We start from the raw sequence: 16,318 nt of genomic DNA, 5'->3' as shown, positions 1-16,318 counted from the left end.
GCACCATCTGTTCTTATTCATTACTATGTTCTTTTCTTTATAGGTTTTCATCGATATCAAATATAATATATTGGCTGCTTAATAACGCGTTACTATCCTCTATTGTTATATATTTGGGTAATATATTGTCATACTTAGACGAGCTAATACTTCCCCAGAATTATAGTATGTGTGTGGCCTATCAGCCTTAAATCTTATTGAATCACCGTTTTTCAAATTATACTTGTATTCGTTTACGGTAATGGTAACTTCACCATCAAAAACAGTAATAAATTCCTCAGCTCCCCCTCTATGCCCAACTGAATTTACTTTTCCTTCTGGTTCAATATGAACAGAGTATACTTCAAATCGTTTGTCTTCTTGAAAAGTAAATATAGGAGAAACCCTGTATCTTCCATTGTCTTCAGACAATACTTTTATCTCATTTTGTAAAACGACTTTAGCATCGGGTTGAGGTTCGTTAATTAGCGAAGTAAAGGAGATCTTTAATCCATTAGCAATTTTCCAAATGGTATTAATAGTAGGACTAGATTCTCCCCTTTCAATTTGCCCTATCATAGCTTTACTGACACCACTTAGTTCAGAGACTTTCTCTAAACTTAGTTTCTCTTTCTCTCTGATAGATTTTAAATTTCTCGCCAAAATTATTTGAATTTCTTCCATAAAATCACCTCAATTGAATTTACAATATAACGCCCATACTATAAAATACAACGTAAATATGTTATACCACTCATTTCAGACATTATAACATACAAACGGAAGGAAGTTTCAACAGTGCCTTTTTTATCATTCTTGTTGTTTGTTTTTGTTAGCAGTTTTACCCCAGGCCCAAATAATTTTATGGCAATGTCGTTTGCAAATAATTATGGATTTAAAAAAACAATTAAATTTTGTATAGGTGTTGCCTTTGGTTTCTTTGTTCTCGCATTATTGTGTAGTGTTTTTAACCTTTTACTTGCCAAGCTTTTGCCAATAATAAAAACGCCTTTAACCATTTTAGGTGTAGGTTATATATTGTATTTGGCTTATAAAACACTTACCAATAAAGACATCAAAAATGAAAGAAATGACCGTAGTGATAAAAATCTTTTTATAATAGGGGCATTCGTACAATTTATAAACCCAAAAGGTATTCTTTATGGTATTACGGTAGTTTCAAACTTCATATTGCCCTATTACACTACCTACTTTAGTTTTTTTATTTTTTCACTTTTATTAGGGATTGTTGGTTTATTGAGTTCATTAAGTTGGAGTTTATTTGGTTCCATTTTTCAAAACCTTTTAGCAAAGTATCGACCATTTTTTAATATTATTATGGCATTGTTATTAGTATATAGTGCTGTCTCAATTGTTTTTCATTAATGGAAGAATATTAAATGCTCATGAACAGATCTAATAGATTTTGCAGTGGGCCCTCGCGGTCAACTGCTCTTTGGTTATTGAACATAATGCTGTATTCCGAAATCGAGCTGGTTGCTAATCAGAAACGTCTTCAAAAGCTTGCATTGCTATTTTAGCCAGACAGATCTAGCAGCAAAGAAAATAAACTAGTATTTCCGTATAACAAGGGTGCTTTAATTGAAAAACGAAAAAAATCCTACTTCCTTAATGAATTGTTGAGAAAGTAGGATTTTAAGCAGTTTTAATTCTCTGGACGCTGAAAATCCGCATTTTCTGAAGCTCTCTCATGAAATATCCCAAATTCCGAACCACCTGTTATACCAGATAAACAGCTTGCAGGTAAAACTAATTGCCAGGCAATTAGCTGCTTACATCGCATTGGCCATATTCATAACCACCCACAGTAGTCAGCTTGCATCCGATTAAGATCGATATTATATGCACAACTCGGCTCAACTGCTACAATATCGCCCTAGCCTCTCACATTAAATTGTCGCCAAATTTATCATCACTGATAGCGTTACAATACCGTCAAAATTTAAGACCCAAGACACGGCATGACGACCCAACGCTACAGAATCTTTGGGCCACCGTTTTTGTTTCAGATTTTTTTCATAAGCCTTCGGAATATTGAAATTCATTTTCTTTACTACACTCTTAAGTATTTATATCAGTTTGAAGCAGTATTCTATTTTTACATGATAAAAATTCTCTGCGTTAATATTACGCGAACTATTGACTTTAAACTTTTACTTAAAGGTAAATATGAAAATATCCCTCAATTAAACAACCAATTTTGAAATTGATTCATTTAACTAAATTCCACAATAGAACTTTTCATCTATTATCTAACACAATTTATTAAAAAATCTTACATTACGATAAAGGCTGAATAGTATTTCTCCCTAGAAATATTCCTAATTTAGAACAATTTCAAATAATATGTCGAAATAAGTAAAAATATGTTGAAAATGGTAAAAATTTGTTATAACATTACTTTCGTACTAGGTAATAAGCAGTAACATTAGTATTTTCAACTTAAGTGCAATTACTAGTGTTCCCTTACTGTTTTTTTGTTAAGAATGTAAAACAAAATGAAAGGAGCGTTATGTTTTTATTTCTCGAAAATGTTTATCGATTTTGAATCTAATATGAAAGAAGATTAAATAGAACACTAATATAATTGCCATGTGAAAAATATTAAGAGAAGGTGTTTTTAATTGAAATTATTTACATTATTATCATCCACTATAAAAACAAAACTGATCGTTATGTCTTTCCTACTTTTATCTATCCCTATGGTTGTTAGTGGATTATTTGCCTATGAAAAAAGCAATGACAGCTTAGATAACCTTGGCGAGATAAATTTAAAAAACAGCGTGGAAATGACTATATTAATGATTCAAAATATGAACGAAGAAGTAGAAAAAGGAAATCTTTCATTAGAAGAAGCACAAGAAAAAGTAAAGATTGCCATTTTAGGTGAAAAAATGGCTGACGGAACCCGCCCTATTAACCAAAATATTGATTTAGGTGAGAATGGATATTTATTTGTGTTAAGTCAGGATGGAGTCGATATAGCTCACCCATCAATTGAAGGCCAGAACACTTGGGAAAGTGAAGATTCGAGCGGAGAAAAATTTGTTCAGAAAATGATTAAAAGTGCAAAAGAAGGTGGGGGTTTTTCTTACTATACTTGGCCTTTACCTGGTCAGGAAAATCAAATAGAACCTAAATTAGCCTATTCCAAATTAGACCCTAATTGGGGATGGGTTGTTGCTTCCGGTACTTACATGATGGACTTCAACAAACCTGCCCAAGAAATACTCAACTTAATGGTAATCATTATCGGTGTGGCGTTATTGCTTGGTACTCTAATTATTTGGCTATTCTCAAGTAATATCGCTAAACCAATTAATATGGTATCGAATCATATGGAACACCTAGCTCAAGGAAATTTAACGCAAGAAGCTTTAAAAGTAAAATCTAAAGATGAAATTGGACGACTTGCGGATGCGATGAACCAAATGCAAGCAGCCTTAAAAGATATGATTAGAAATGTTTCGTATGCTTCCAAAACCATCGCTAGCCAAAGTGAAGAATTTACTCAATCAGCTAACGAAGTGAAAGAAGGGGGAGAACAGGTCGCAGCAACTATGCAAGAATTGTCATCTGGTGCCGAATCTCAAGCTAATAGTGCAGCGTCCCTAACTGAAACGATGGAAGATTTTAATGCTAAAATCATAGAAGCGAACGACAACGGAGAGGATGTTGTCAAAACATCCGATGAAGTATTAGAAATGACCGAAGAAGGCCGAATCCTAATGGATCAATCAGTCGTACAAATGGAAAACATCCACCAAAAAGTTACGTTGGCAGTTGAAAATGTTAAAGGATTAAATAGTCAAACAAAAGAAATTTCACATCTAGTTCAAGTAATTGAAGAAATTGCTAATCAAACGAATCTATTATCCTTAAATGCTGCAATTGAGGCCGCAAGAGCCGGAGAACAAGGAAAAGGTTTTGCTGTAGTGGCATCGGAAGTTCGAAAATTAGCGGAACAAGTATCTACCTCTGTGAATGAAATTACTACTATAGTTAGTGGAATTATCAGTGGATCGGAAGAAGCAGTCCAATCATTACAATCGAGCTATGTTGAAGTAGAAGCAGGTACAAATCAAATAAGTCTTACTGGACAAACATTTGCAAATATCAATGAGTCCGTTACGGATATGGTTGGCAAGGTGCAGAACATCTCCGTAAATCTTAAGGAATTAAGGGAAAGCAGTGGAGTAATGAACGCATCCATTGAAGAAGTTGCTGCTGTAGCAGAAGAATCAGCTGCTGGTGTAGAACAAGCCGCAGCATCAGCTCAACAGTCAAGCAGTTCAATGGAAGAGATCGCTGCAGGTGCAGAGGAACTTGCATCCCTAGCGGAAGAATTAAACATGCAAGTTAATAAATTTCAATTATAATTTTTGTGAAGTAATAATCAACAAAGTTACATCTTAATCCAAATAATAAATACCGAATTCAATATGAAAAAAGGTGAAGCTATAATGGGGAGTGTTTTAGACAAAGAGAATATAGAGAATCGTCCCAATCATACCCAGCCATTTTTGATAGATCTTCTTAAATCAGGGAAAGATGAAAATATATCCGTACAGAAAATACGTTCATTACATGCTGGAAATCTTCCTGAACTATTAATCTTGGAATTAAACTCAAATATCAACATATGTAAAGTAATCGAGTCACATCAAGGACATAATGTCATAATTGCATTATGGATATCAAAAAATGAAGTGAAGCATCTTCCAGAATTGTTCAAAATGAATGTGCATGGATATTTTCTTAAAGGGATGAATACAAAGGAAATACAAATTGGTATCAATAGTATATCAAATGGGATTGAATATATTCACCCAGCATTTGTTCCGAATCTATTTCAAAGTTATAAAAAAATCTATAAAGAACAAATTAAGAGACCAAAGAAGCTTTTATCAAAAAGAGAATGGGATGTATTAGAACAAATAGTCCACGGAAAAAATACCGATAGTATTAGTGAGCATTTAAATATTGCAAGTAAAACGGTTAAAAATCATATTGGATCTATTCTAAAAAAATTACATGTAAAAGATAGAACAAGTGCAGCAGTTTTAGCAATCAAAAATAAGTGGATTTTTTTATAAAGAATAAGCGAATGATATTTTCGATCCCATAAGGTTTCTTGGAGTGTAAATTAACTGTGTAAGTAAGGAATGCGTACGGTTTCTTACTTACACAGTTTTTTATTATTCGGTAGAAGATTAGTAGAGCTAAAGGAGATTCTGTTAGCAATTAGTTGTTCCATTGTTGCAGCGTTAATTGAACCATTATTAATTGGGCATTTCGAATCATATCTTCAACCAGACTCTGAAGCCTGTCTGTTTAATGATTGATTTGATCAATATCTGAAGGTCAAATTCCAAAATTACCTAATTTAACTTTCCCTAAAATTCAAATAATACCTTGTACAGTAAAACATTTAAAATGTGTATGGCTGCCATTCGAATTACCAAATCCAATTTGACCTGTGAGATATGGTGATTGTGTATCCTCAAAACTTATTAAATGGTTTTCGTTGATGGAAACAGAAATTTTGTTTTCAACAATTTTTATATTGAAAATGTATTCCTTATCATTTTCCCAATAATAATCTGCAGTAGCTAATACTTCATATCCATTATTGTTTTTAAATAAAGTGATAGTATTGTTTGATGTTAATCCTACTGCATAGGAACGAATACCTCCCTGAACACGGAAGAGTACACGATGATCATCTCCTAGTTTTGGAATCACACTTGCTTCAAGGGAATAATCTTTCCATTTCAAATCCCCTGTATAGCATTCAGCGGGTTCACCTGAGTAACTACCACTTAATTCCCCTTTTTCTAATGTCCAGAGTCCACGTAAATGTGTGAACTGGCTTACCGATTCACGAAGAAAAGTCCACTTTTCGAGTCTTTCCTTTTCAAATAGAAGCTTGTAATGGGGGGTCCCCGTTAAATCCATGCAATCTAAATAAAAGACTGCAGGAGAATATAAGGATTCTAATGTTATAAATTCAATTCCCGCTGCTTCCAAACAAGCACCTTCCATATATGGTGTATTAAAGCTCAAATCTATCCATTCATCTCCTGGAAGATCATACCATTCCCCATAATGTAATTGGTTATGGTTGCCATCTTTCACATAAAGACGCGCTCTAGCCCCAACATGGTTTTCTTTTGACTGACTAACTGTTGCTGTAACTGTTTGACCCGGATAGAGTATTGGGGAAAATTCGGGGTCATACCTACTATCATTAAAATCATCTGGACGATAATATGTTTGATGATAAAGGTGATAAGGATTTCCTGCCCTTACTCGATCAATGGTTAATTTTAATGAGCGGGTACCTGTCTTCGCTGTTTCCTCGGTATTTACAGTTTTCATTAAAGATCCTTTTGTATTTGCAACTGCATCTGTACGAAATGCATGTGTCGATCCAGGCAATTGAAAATGAAAAGTTGGTGTTTTACCTGCTATAATCTTGCTCCATAATTGATTAGGCTTTTCCTCGGCTATTTTATACCCTAAATTAGCAGTATAAAGCGCATATTCAGGTATATTTAATATATTGAGTGTTCCAATCACACCTGAGCAGCATAGAAAATCATTGATAGGCTCTCTCCAATGAGGACTAATCCCTTCTAATCCATTCCTAACACCCATAATCGTTCCTACATTCGCCACATTACAGTCGGTATCCCAACCGCACATATTACAAATATTGATTGACTTTGAGAAGTCTCCTTCTCCATATAATAATGATAGAACGATTACGGCACTATTTGGGATAATGTGACAGACTCCAGGATAACGATCATAGCCAAAGTTAGCTTTTACGTATTTAAAACAATCTCTCCAATTTTCCGGATTCTTTTCATAGTAATTTATTATAGCTCTTGCCATTCTTGTATATTCGGAGTCCCCTGGAATAACGCTTAAACCAGTTTCAATAATTTTACCAATGTCTTTTTCTGAAAAAGCTTTTGCTACACATGCTGCTATGAATTGACCACCATAAATTCCATTCCGATCATGCGAAACACTAGCAGCTTTTGCAGCATACTCTGCGGCCAATTCGGGTTGATTTGGAGCAATCAATCCCCATACATCAATAAAAATTTGCCCACCGATTTGTTCAGCTATAGTTGCACCATTTTGTTCAATAGATCCCGATTGTGGAGCCGGAATTCCATTTTTTAAGTTCATATAAGCGGTATGCTCACTTGACACTCCATAACCACCCCACCAGTAAAATCCATGACCATCCGGGGCATAATTGAGCCAGGTATTGCCTATTTGTTCAGCTGTTATCTCACGAGTGTGAGTGTAATCCTCTAAAGCTCGAAGAAAATAAACAGGGCCGTTCGTATCATCATCAGCTGCAAAATTTTTAAAATCATGTGGATAGTTTGTAATATCACCAAACGCTCTTTCTATTTGTTCGTATGTCCATCCTTCAATATTTGCTCCATGACGAACCCCAATAACCTTCCCTAACCACCCAGCGTAAACTTTTTCAATATAGTCATCTGGTATTATATAAGATCGGTTTAACTTCTCTGCTACCTTTTCCAATTTATTTCCCTCCTTCTTTTACTTCGTCAAAGGACTCCCTTCAAAGACAGGAATATCAACTCCCACCCCGCCATTCATGGCAGATTCGTGGGCGCAAATGCCTGCGGCAGTCCAATTAGCCGCTGTTACCGCATCCACAAACGGCTTTCTCTTTTCAACGATACTTCTTATAAATTCATGTACAAGGTGTGGATGGGATCCGTGATGCGCTTCGCCCTGAAGGACAGAAATATGTGGATTATTTTCTTCAAGGTGATCGTGATGTTCCATATATTTAGAAATTTCCGTTGGCAGTAATTCAGGTCGCGCGACCGCCCTAACTTCCTTATGTTGAATCTTTCTCCACCCCTCCTGAGGAAGTGGGCCCATTTGAAACAAATGAAGAGGTTCCTGTTCGATATGCCACTCTAGGGAAGAATTTTCACCATAAACATTAAAGCTTTCCATATAATCTCTAGCAGTATTAAATAAGGAACGAGTAACCTCAGCACATAAATTTTCTTTATCTAATTGAAATATGGCCGTTTCAATCGGGTAAGGGTTATTATATTGCTGCTGAAGTTCTTCTCTCATACTCCCCGAGCCAAAACAGTGAACCTTAATTGCACGTGCTTCACTAATAGCAAGTAGAGGTGCAATGGCATGAGTTGCATAATGCATAGGTGGTAGACCCATCCAATAATCCGGCCAGTTTTCCATATCCTGATAATGTGCTCCCCTCAAAAATTGGATTTGCCCGAACTCTCCTTTAGATTTCATTTCTTTAGCATGGAGATATTGATATGTATATATTGCTGTCTCCATCATCATATAATTCTTTCCACTTATTTTTTGAGCCTCGACTATGGCTTCTAACTCCTCAAGAGCAGTAGCCATTGGAACAGCACAGGCACAATGCAACCCTGCGTTTAACACATCTAGAGTTGGCCGAGCATGAGAATGTATCGGTGTCAATAAGTGAACCGCATCATACTTACCAGAGTTTAGAACTTGATCAAGACTAGTATAACGTTCTTTAAATCCAAATTTATCTCCATATTCATTTAATAAATCCTCATTTGTATCACAGATGCCTACCACTTCTACATCAGGATGTAATTGATAGATTGGAGCAAATTGTGCTCCAAAGTTTAAACCGACGACGGCAATGTTAACTTTTTTCTCCACCATATTTTCTTTTTTCCTCCCCTTATATTTCATACTTTACACATATCCAACTATCGAAAGTGTAAGTAAGTATAGGGCACAGATAATCAACATCTTAATAGAATCTTTCACTTTCATATAGCTTAATAAAATTTGATAAGGGATGTTGACACCTAATCAATAACTACTGAACTGTCAATATTCCAAGTAAAACCAGTAACCCAAGTCACTGTAGATAGGTATAGAATAGTAATTCCTTTTATCGATAACTGATGCTATTACCTTGCAATTACTATAAACCGATGCTAAATTGCTATTATTCCTTTAGTCCACTCATCATTACGCCTTCAATAAAGTAACGTTGGGCAAAAATATAAATGATTATAATAGGTAGCAAAACAATAAATGCACCAGCCATCATGTAATTCCATTGGGTGGTATAGGTTCCTTGGAATGTCGCTAACCCCAGTGTCAGTGTCTTTAAATGATCATCATTGATGTATATCAATGGTGCCAAGAAATCATTCCATTGTCCCATAAATGTAAAAATAGCTAGCGTTGTTAAAGCGGGTAAAGAAATCGGCAAAATTATATTGATAAAAATTCTAGGATAACTCGCACCATCTATTCTTGCTGCATCCTCCAAATCCTTGGGAATACTCAAGAAAAATTGTCGTAATAAAAACAGGCCAAATGCTCCAAATAGTGGAGGGATAATTAATGCAAAATGAGTATTTAGCCATCCCAAAAGACGTAATAACTTAAATGTTGGGATCATTGTAACATGGTAGGGAATCATCATTGTTGCCAATAGGCAATAGAATAGAATATTCCTTCCCCGAAACTTTAGCCTCGCAAATGCATAAGCCCCCATAGAGCTTACAATCAAATGACCAATAACAACTAAAATTGTTACTTTTGATGAGTTGAAGAAATAAATTCCCCAAGGGGCACTTTCAAACATATAAATATAGTTTTCCCACATTATTTGAGCTGGAATCCATGTTGGCGGAAACATGAACATTTCATTTGTTGATTTTAAAGAACTTGATATCATCCACCAAAAAGGAATTATCATAATAAAAGATGAAGCGATTAGAAAGAAATGCAAAAGTATTTTTGCAATCACCTTTTTAATATTAACTCCCTGATTTCTTTTTAATAAAATGATGGAATCGCGTTCACTTTTAAGAACTTTATTCATGTAGCATCTCCCCCCTATATCACATCTTTCCTATTGGAAATTTTTAGTTGAATCCATGTGGCAACAAAGATGATTGCAAATAAAACGTAAGCCATTGCAGATGCGTAACCTTGTTTAAAAAATAAAAAAGCATTTTGATATACATAGTAAACTATGACTGAAGTCGAATTAGCTGGACCGCCATTTGTCATAACGAAAACTTGATCAAATACCTGAAAAGAACCTATAATCGCCATTACCATAACAAACAATGTCGTATGCCGTAATAATGGAATTGTAATATAAAAGAATCTTTGAAAAGCATTAGCACCATCTATTTTCGCGGCTTCATACATGGATGGAGAAATATTTTGCAAACCTGCCAAAAAGATAACTAAATTAAAACCAAGGCCCTTCCAAATACTCATAATGATTATAGAAAGCATTGCCCATCCTTGTTTAGATAACCATGGCGGCTCAAATAATCCTAATTGAGATAGGAAACCGTTAATAAGTCCATAGTCTGTGTTATAGAGCCACTTCCATACAGTGGCAACTGCCACCATAGAAGTAATGTAAGGAATAAAGTATGCGGTCCTATATAAATGAATAAATCGAATTTTTTGATTCAGCAGCAACGCAACCAATAAAGCTAATGCTACCCCCATCGGAACAGTACCTACGACATAAACTAATGTAACCAACAAGGAATTAATAAATCGTTCATCCGTTATTAGCATTTGATAATTTTTTATTCCTATAAAAGTAGCTGGGGTAATTCCATCTGATTTTGTTAGACTAAGAGATAGAGAAGCAAGCAATGGATATAACATAAATAAAAAGAAACCTATCATAATGGGGGTAATAAAAACATACCCCCAAAATGACTCCTTATTCGTAATAGCACGCAATGTCGGCATCCCTTCACCACCTTATTTAAAATTATGTTTTTTATATTTTACTGACTTAATATAGCATCTATCTTTTCTACTAAAATATTCTGAGTTTCTTCTGGAGTCTGGTTGCCTAGTAACATTTTTTCTATTTCCGGACCCATTGTTTCTGAAATTTCAGTGGTGTATGGACTTGTAAATCCGTCCATTACTACATTTGGAGCACTATCTACAAATGCTTTTACATTTTCAGGAAACCCTGAATCTATAATTATCTGATTTGCAGCCTCATCCTTTGATCCTGGTAATGCCATATGGCTTTCAGCTACTATCTTCATCCCTTCATGGCCAACAAAATATTTCAGAACCTTCCATGCTTCTTCTTTATGCTTTGTTTGCTTGGAGATTCCCCAATTCAATATCCCTGCTGTTACATTTTGATTTTCAGCTCTAGGCATAGAAACAACATCCCAATTAAAATTAAGCGGCTCGTCTTTAAATGGTGGCAACATCCATAATCCTGCACTAAACATCGCCACTTGCTGGTTTCTGAATTGAGCATCAGCACCTTGACCCGCTGCTTCCATTTCAGCCGGATTAGGTGATATTCCTTTTTTCACAATTTCATTCAGGAATTCGAATGCCTTAAGAGCACCAATAGAATCAAGTCCAGTTTTTGTGCCATCTTCTTTTAATATATTGCCTCCATTTCTATAAACCCATCCAAGGGTTTGACCATACCAATAATCTAAACGAAATCCATATTGTTTTTTCTCAGGGTTTGTAAGTTTCATAGCAGTCTCGAGAAACTCTTCTTGAGTCCAATTATCATTTGGATATGGGACCCCTGCTTCATCAAAAAGATCCTTATTGTAATACATAATCATTGGAGAAACCTCTTGAGGAAGTGCATAAATGTTTTCTTTATATCGATTTCCATCAATCAATCCTTCATAAAAATCGTCTATATTAAACTCTGAGTCAGCAGTCATTAAATCATCTAACGGCATTAATACATCACGCTTGGCTAAAGCTGGTACCCACTCATTTAGGTATAAGATGTCTGGAGAATTTCCACCTGATATCAGGGTCAAAGTCTTCTCAAAACGTTGATCACCAAGGTCAACCCATTCTATCTCTATATTTGGGTTTTCCTTCATAAATGCATCTGCGGTATCCTCTCTTATTTTTATTTCAGCATTACTTCCACTTACAGCCATTTGTATTACAACTTTTCCGTCTTTCTCGCCAGTGGTATTATCAGAACCACAAGCGGATAGAAAGATTCCAACAATCAACAAGAAGGTGCCAAATATTAGTCTTTTCACTGCTATTCCTCCCAAGTCCCTTTTTTATACTGCAGATATATGAAGCTTTGCCTAAATCAATAAGTAACCGTTTCCAAAGTAGGCAATACAAATTATCTTTTCGGTTCAAATCCTCCTTTACGTTATCTAATGTCTGAATTATTTTCAGCATTTCCTCAACATAGTTTCCTAGTTTGCTTAAAAATTATTTCATCAGATCATAGAGGTAAAAATTGTTCTGCTAATTTATCTGCCCAAAGTCTATTGGCATCAATAGTCCGCCCGGCATTATGCGGGGTGTGAACTACATTATGTCTACCTAGCAATGGATCATTAAGTGGAAGTGGTTCAATATCAAAAACATCCGCCGCTAAACTTAATTCATCAGCTAATACTCTCTCCCTTAAAGTCGGCACATCACATATCCCTGCCCTAGTAGCAAGGATGACTAAGCAACCATTTGGCAACGCCCGTATATGATCTGCAGTGATTAATCCTTCTGTAGATTTAGTCAATGGCACCATAGGGGCAAAAATTTCCGCATCTTTTACAAGTTCCTCTAAATGCCATTCTTTTCGGGAACCTGAACGATGAAAACACGGTTCACTAGCATAGGGATCCCAACTAGCGACATCAGCCCCCAAAAAGTTGACGAAACTTGCATAGCGACTAGCAATATTTCCTGCACCAACTATACGAACTCTTTTGCCTTGTATCGTACCATTTGAGAAATTAGCGTTATCTCCAAATTGTTGTCCTTTAGCACTAGGACGTCCTCTATTTTCAGGGGGGTTATAGTCCCATGGATCCAGGCTTGTAATTATCTCATGATGTGTTTGCGGGATGCGTCTTAAGCCACAAATAGTTAATCCAAGAGCAAATTCCGATACTGACTGACCCCAGAATCCTTCACCAGGCTGGTTATAAATACGTACTCCTTTTTGCTCGAGCTGTTCCTTGCACTCATCTGATAATTGACTACCATACCCGTGTGTAATTACAGCCTCCTTTAAAGAGCCAAACAGTTGGATATCGTTGCTTGTTACTGGAACACTTAGAGAAATCAATCGTGCAACACTTTCTGGATTTGGAATTATTTCCACAATACTTCTCTCATCACTATCATCTATACGGTAAAACTCAACTTCTCCTAGCCTTTCCATTACTTTTCGAAAATGATCAGCTGCAAAGGGCCATACTTCATCAAAATCAGGATGTACAACTAATACAGTTCTCATAAAACTCCTCCTATATTAAATTTTCCGACGTAAAATCAATATTTATATATTTGAATTATTTTATTGAAAACGCCAACATTTATTTGATCATTACTTTTTTATAAAAATTAAAATAAAATCACACTACTGAATGTTCTTCATTCATGAAAAATGGCACCGTTTTATTTAAATACAGGTAATGGAACGTGTTTGCCGTTCATCATAGCTGATTCATGTGCACAAAGCCCTGCACAAGTCCAATTTGCAGATGTATAAACATCAGGTAAAGGAGATCGATTTTCAATGATGCTCATAACAAATTCATGTGCAAGGTGCGGATGGGATCCCCCATGACCTCCTCCTTGAGTGAAAGATAAATGCTGATTTCCCTTTGAATCGTATACACCCTCTGTTGTGAAACGTTGGATAGATTCAGGTAATAAGTATGCATAATCAGGTACATTTACTCGTTTGCCATCTTCACCAATGAAAACGATAGGATTTTCACTCAACAATTGCTGCCATTCAAAACTAGCCTTTTCACCATAAACGTCAAAGCTCTCTATGTACTCTCTTGATGTTTCAAAAAGGGACCTTGTAACCTCCATCGCCAAATTCGAATTACGAATTTTAAATAAAGCAGTTTCAACTGCGAATGGAGATCCGTATTTTTCTTTAAGATTATCCGCTATTTTCCCGGAGCCAAAACAGGATACATATTCAGCCTCACTTTCAGCAAGGGCTAATAAGGGTGAAATTGCATGTGTGGCATAATGCATAGGAGGCAACCCTTCCCAATATCCTGGCCATCCTGCCATTTCCTGTTGATGTTTTCCTCGTAAAAATTGGATTCTTCCGAGTTTCCCAGTATCTTTCAACTCTTTTACATATAAAAATTCCCTTGTATATACAGCGGTCTCCATCATCATATATTTTTTTCCCGAGGCTTGCTGCGCCTCTACAATTTGCCGACATTCTTCAACTGTGGTGGCCATCGGTACTGTACACGCTACATGTTTTCCAGCCTTTAATGCAGCAATACTTTGCTTAGCATGCAAATGTATGGGGGTATTTATATGAACAGCATCTATTTGATCATCTTCCAATAGTTCCTCAAAACTGTAATAACGTTTTTCAATATTAAAGTGATCCCCAATTTTGTTTAAATTTTCTTCATTTCTTTGACAGATTGCATACATTACAGCATTGGGATGGTTTTGATAAATCGGAATAAACTCGGCACCGAATCCTAGACCAACGATTGCTATGTTTATCCTTTTTTCGTTTCCCATATCACATTCCTCCTAAAAAACAGTATTATTTCTTTAAAAATTCCAAAGTTACTTAAGATATCATTGATCAAATCAACTACCCTTTTAAATTATTGATTTAATGATTGATGAACATTTAATTCTTATTAACCTTATTATTCTTTTCAACAGCTGCTCATAGTACCAAAAATCAGTCAATGGGCCATTAAATGAAGATGGCCAGTATAATAAGGGAAGATAACTCCGTAAAGCATATGTTTTTTTACACTCATTCTCCTCCTTCCCCACTTTTCTATTTGAAATATTCTAAAATCTCCTTTTCTTTCAGAGTATATCTGATGTTTTTTTGTTAGTCTATGAGATTTCTTATATTACAAATTGAGATATTTTACATTTGATTAATTTGTTGAATCCCTTATTTATAATTGATATATTCAATATAATTGAATCAGTAAACATAATATGGAAAGAGGGATTTGAAAAATTTGACGAAGGATAATTATATTTCTAACTTAAAAAATCGAAAACAAGTCGCATTAATAATTGAAACTTCAAACGAATATGCCAGAGGATTATTATTTGGAATTAGAAAATATATTCGTGAGAACAGAGGATGGTCTGTCTATTTAGGAGAATATGGGAGGTCTAATACAGATTTAACTTGGCTGCTCAACTGGGAAGGCGATGGAATAATAGCACGTATAGAAAATGAACATATTGCAGATTATATTTCTAAAATTAATCTGCCTACCGTTGACTTGAGCGCTGCGCGATTACTTCCAGATTTACCGTTTGTAGAAACTAATGATATGTCTTTTGCCCAATTGGCTGCGGATCATTTAATAGAGAGAGGTTTCAAATACTTTGGTTTTTGTGGGAATTCCAGATATAGCTGGTCGGATCAGCGTAGTTTACATTTTAAAGAATACATACAAGATTTAGGATTTCCATGTTATTCGTTTGATTCGTATTCCCATCAAGATAAATTTCGATATGTAGAGAGAAAAGAGATGGCACATTGGGTAAAAACTCTACCAAAACCAATTGGCATTATGTCTTGTTTTGATTCGCAAGGCCAGCAGTTACTAGAAGCTTGTCGAATTGCAAAAGTTTCAGTTCCGGATGAGGTTGCCGTAATCGGTGTAGACAATGATGAATTACTTTGTGAACTAGCACAGCCGCCATTATCTAGTGTTATTCCAAACTCATTAAAAACAGGATATCAAGCAGCTTTCCTGTTAGATCAAATGATGGATGGAAATAGTTTCGAAAACAAAAAATATCTAATTGAGCCATTAGGAATCAAAACGCGCCAGTCAACTGATGTCTTGGCCATTGATGACAAAGTTATTGCAGACGCCCTTAATTTTATTCGTAATCATGCTTGTGATGGTATTACAGTGCAAGATTTATTAGAGGTTACCCCACTTTCACGTAGGATATTTGAAGACAGGTTTCGAAAAAGACTTGGGAGAACACCGCACGAAGAAATAATATCAGTTAGACTTAAATTTGTTAAACAGCTTTTAACGGAGACCGATTTACCACTTTATGAAATTGCTGAACGAGCAGGTTTTAAGCATACAGAATATTTAAGTGTTGCATTTAAGAGGGAAATAAATATGTCTCCAAGTGAATATAGAAGAAAATCCCAATAATAATATCTACTTTTCAACGTTAACGTAACTATTATCCCTAGCTACTTACAATGCGAATCCATGCTGAGAAA

12 protein-coding genes are annotated in these 16,318 nt (G+C 35.4%); 4 read left to right on the top strand and 8 right to left on the bottom strand.

Annotated elements, in window-relative coordinates; all coding sequences use genetic code 11:
* Positions 1–105 precede the first annotated feature (105 nt).
* A complete protein-coding gene (locus tag KHA96_RS12120) occupies positions 106–663 on the bottom strand; it encodes a helix-turn-helix domain-containing protein (RefSeq protein ID WP_213129537.1) in 558 nt (185 codons plus the stop codon).
* Positions 664–777: 114 nt separating this feature from the next.
* On the opposite strand from KHA96_RS12120, the gene KHA96_RS12115 reads away from it, so the two are divergent.
* The 3 genes from KHA96_RS12115 to KHA96_RS12105 all read left to right on the top strand — a co-directional run bounded on the left by KHA96_RS12115 (position 778) and on the right by KHA96_RS12105 (position 5,096).
* Positions 778–1,365: a LysE family transporter gene (locus KHA96_RS12115; protein WP_213129536.1), complete on the top strand. Its 588-nt coding sequence runs from the start codon at positions 778–780 to the stop codon at positions 1,363–1,365.
* A gap of 1,310 nt (positions 1,366–2,675) precedes the next feature.
* Positions 2,676–4,379 (top strand): methyl-accepting chemotaxis protein, encoded by a 1,704-nt coding sequence (locus tag KHA96_RS12110; protein WP_213129935.1) that lies wholly within the window; start codon positions 2,676–2,678, stop codon positions 4,377–4,379.
* An 84-nt stretch (positions 4,380–4,463) separates the two neighbouring features.
* Positions 4,464–5,096 (top strand): response regulator transcription factor, encoded by a 633-nt coding sequence (locus KHA96_RS12105; protein ID WP_213129535.1) that lies wholly within the window; start codon positions 4,464–4,466, stop codon positions 5,094–5,096.
* A gap of 307 nt (positions 5,097–5,403) precedes the next feature.
* Here KHA96_RS12105 and KHA96_RS12100 read toward each other — a convergent pair whose 3' ends face one another.
* The 7 genes from KHA96_RS12100 to KHA96_RS12070 form a co-directional block, all read right to left on the bottom strand.
* Entirely contained in the window at positions 5,404–7,572 is a 2,169-nt protein-coding gene (locus KHA96_RS12100; RefSeq protein ID WP_249315481.1) for an ADP-ribosylglycohydrolase family protein, read from the bottom strand.
* Between the two features lie 18 nt (positions 7,573–7,590).
* On the bottom strand, positions 7,591–8,742 hold the full coding sequence (locus tag KHA96_RS12095; RefSeq protein WP_213129534.1) for a Gfo/Idh/MocA family protein: 1,152 nt from the start codon (positions 8,740–8,742) through the stop codon (positions 7,591–7,593).
* Positions 8,743–9,034: 292 nt separating this feature from the next.
* Positions 9,035–9,847, bottom strand: coding sequence for a carbohydrate ABC transporter permease (locus tag KHA96_RS12090; RefSeq protein WP_349305738.1), 813 nt, complete (start codon positions 9,845–9,847; stop codon positions 9,035–9,037).
* A gap of 89 nt (positions 9,848–9,936) precedes the next feature.
* Positions 9,937–10,821 carry a carbohydrate ABC transporter permease gene (locus tag KHA96_RS12085; RefSeq protein WP_213129532.1) on the bottom strand — a complete coding sequence of 295 codons (885 nt, stop codon included), beginning with the start codon at positions 10,819–10,821 and terminating at the stop codon, positions 9,937–9,939.
* Between the two features lie 38 nt (positions 10,822–10,859).
* On the bottom strand, positions 10,860–12,122 hold the full coding sequence (locus KHA96_RS12080) for an ABC transporter substrate-binding protein (protein ID WP_213129531.1): 1,263 nt from the start codon (positions 12,120–12,122) through the stop codon (positions 10,860–10,862).
* 197 nt (positions 12,123–12,319) lie between these two features.
* Positions 12,320–13,339 (bottom strand): NAD(P)-dependent oxidoreductase, encoded by a 1,020-nt coding sequence (locus tag KHA96_RS12075; protein WP_213129530.1) that lies wholly within the window; start codon positions 13,337–13,339, stop codon positions 12,320–12,322.
* Positions 13,340–13,500: 161 nt separating this feature from the next.
* Entirely contained in the window at positions 13,501–14,610 is a 1,110-nt protein-coding gene (locus KHA96_RS12070) for a Gfo/Idh/MocA family protein (protein ID WP_213129529.1), read from the bottom strand.
* Positions 14,611–15,074: 464 nt separating this feature from the next.
* Between KHA96_RS12070 and KHA96_RS12065 the strand changes: the two genes are divergently transcribed.
* Complete coding sequence (locus tag KHA96_RS12065) at positions 15,075–16,247, top strand: AraC family transcriptional regulator (RefSeq protein ID WP_213129528.1); 1,173 nt, start codon at positions 15,075–15,077, stop codon at positions 16,245–16,247.
* Positions 16,248–16,318: the final 71 nt, after the last annotated feature.

The organism is Bacillus sp. FJAT-49711, assembly GCF_018343715.1.
Classification (GTDB): Bacteria; Bacillota; Bacilli; order Bacillales; family Bacillaceae_C; genus Lederbergia.
This window is presented reverse-complemented; position numbering and strand designations above follow the sequence as displayed.

Excerpts from the sequence above, each read along its gene's own strand:
- KHA96_RS12120 (WP_213129537.1), bottom strand. The coding sequence starts at position 663 with ATGGAAGAAATTCAAATAATTTTGGCGAGAAATTTAAAATCTATCAGA.
- KHA96_RS12110 (WP_213129935.1), top strand. The coding sequence starts at position 2,676 with ATGTCTTTCCTACTTTTATCTATCCCTATGGTTGTTAGTGGATTATTT.
- KHA96_RS12105 (WP_213129535.1), top strand. The coding sequence starts at position 4,464 with ATGGGGAGTGTTTTAGACAAAGAGAATATAGAGAATCGTCCCAATCAT.
- KHA96_RS12095 (WP_213129534.1), bottom strand. The coding sequence starts at position 8,742 with ATGGTGGAGAAAAAAGTTAACATTGCCGTCGTCGGTTTAAACTTTGGA.
- KHA96_RS12085 (WP_213129532.1), bottom strand. The coding sequence starts at position 10,821 with ATGCCGACATTGCGTGCTATTACGAATAAGGAGTCATTTTGGGGGTAT.
- KHA96_RS12075 (WP_213129530.1), bottom strand. The coding sequence starts at position 13,339 with ATGAGAACTGTATTAGTTGTACATCCTGATTTTGATGAAGTATGGCCC.
- KHA96_RS12070 (WP_213129529.1), bottom strand. The coding sequence starts at position 14,610 with ATGGGAAACGAAAAAAGGATAAACATAGCAATCGTTGGTCTAGGATTC.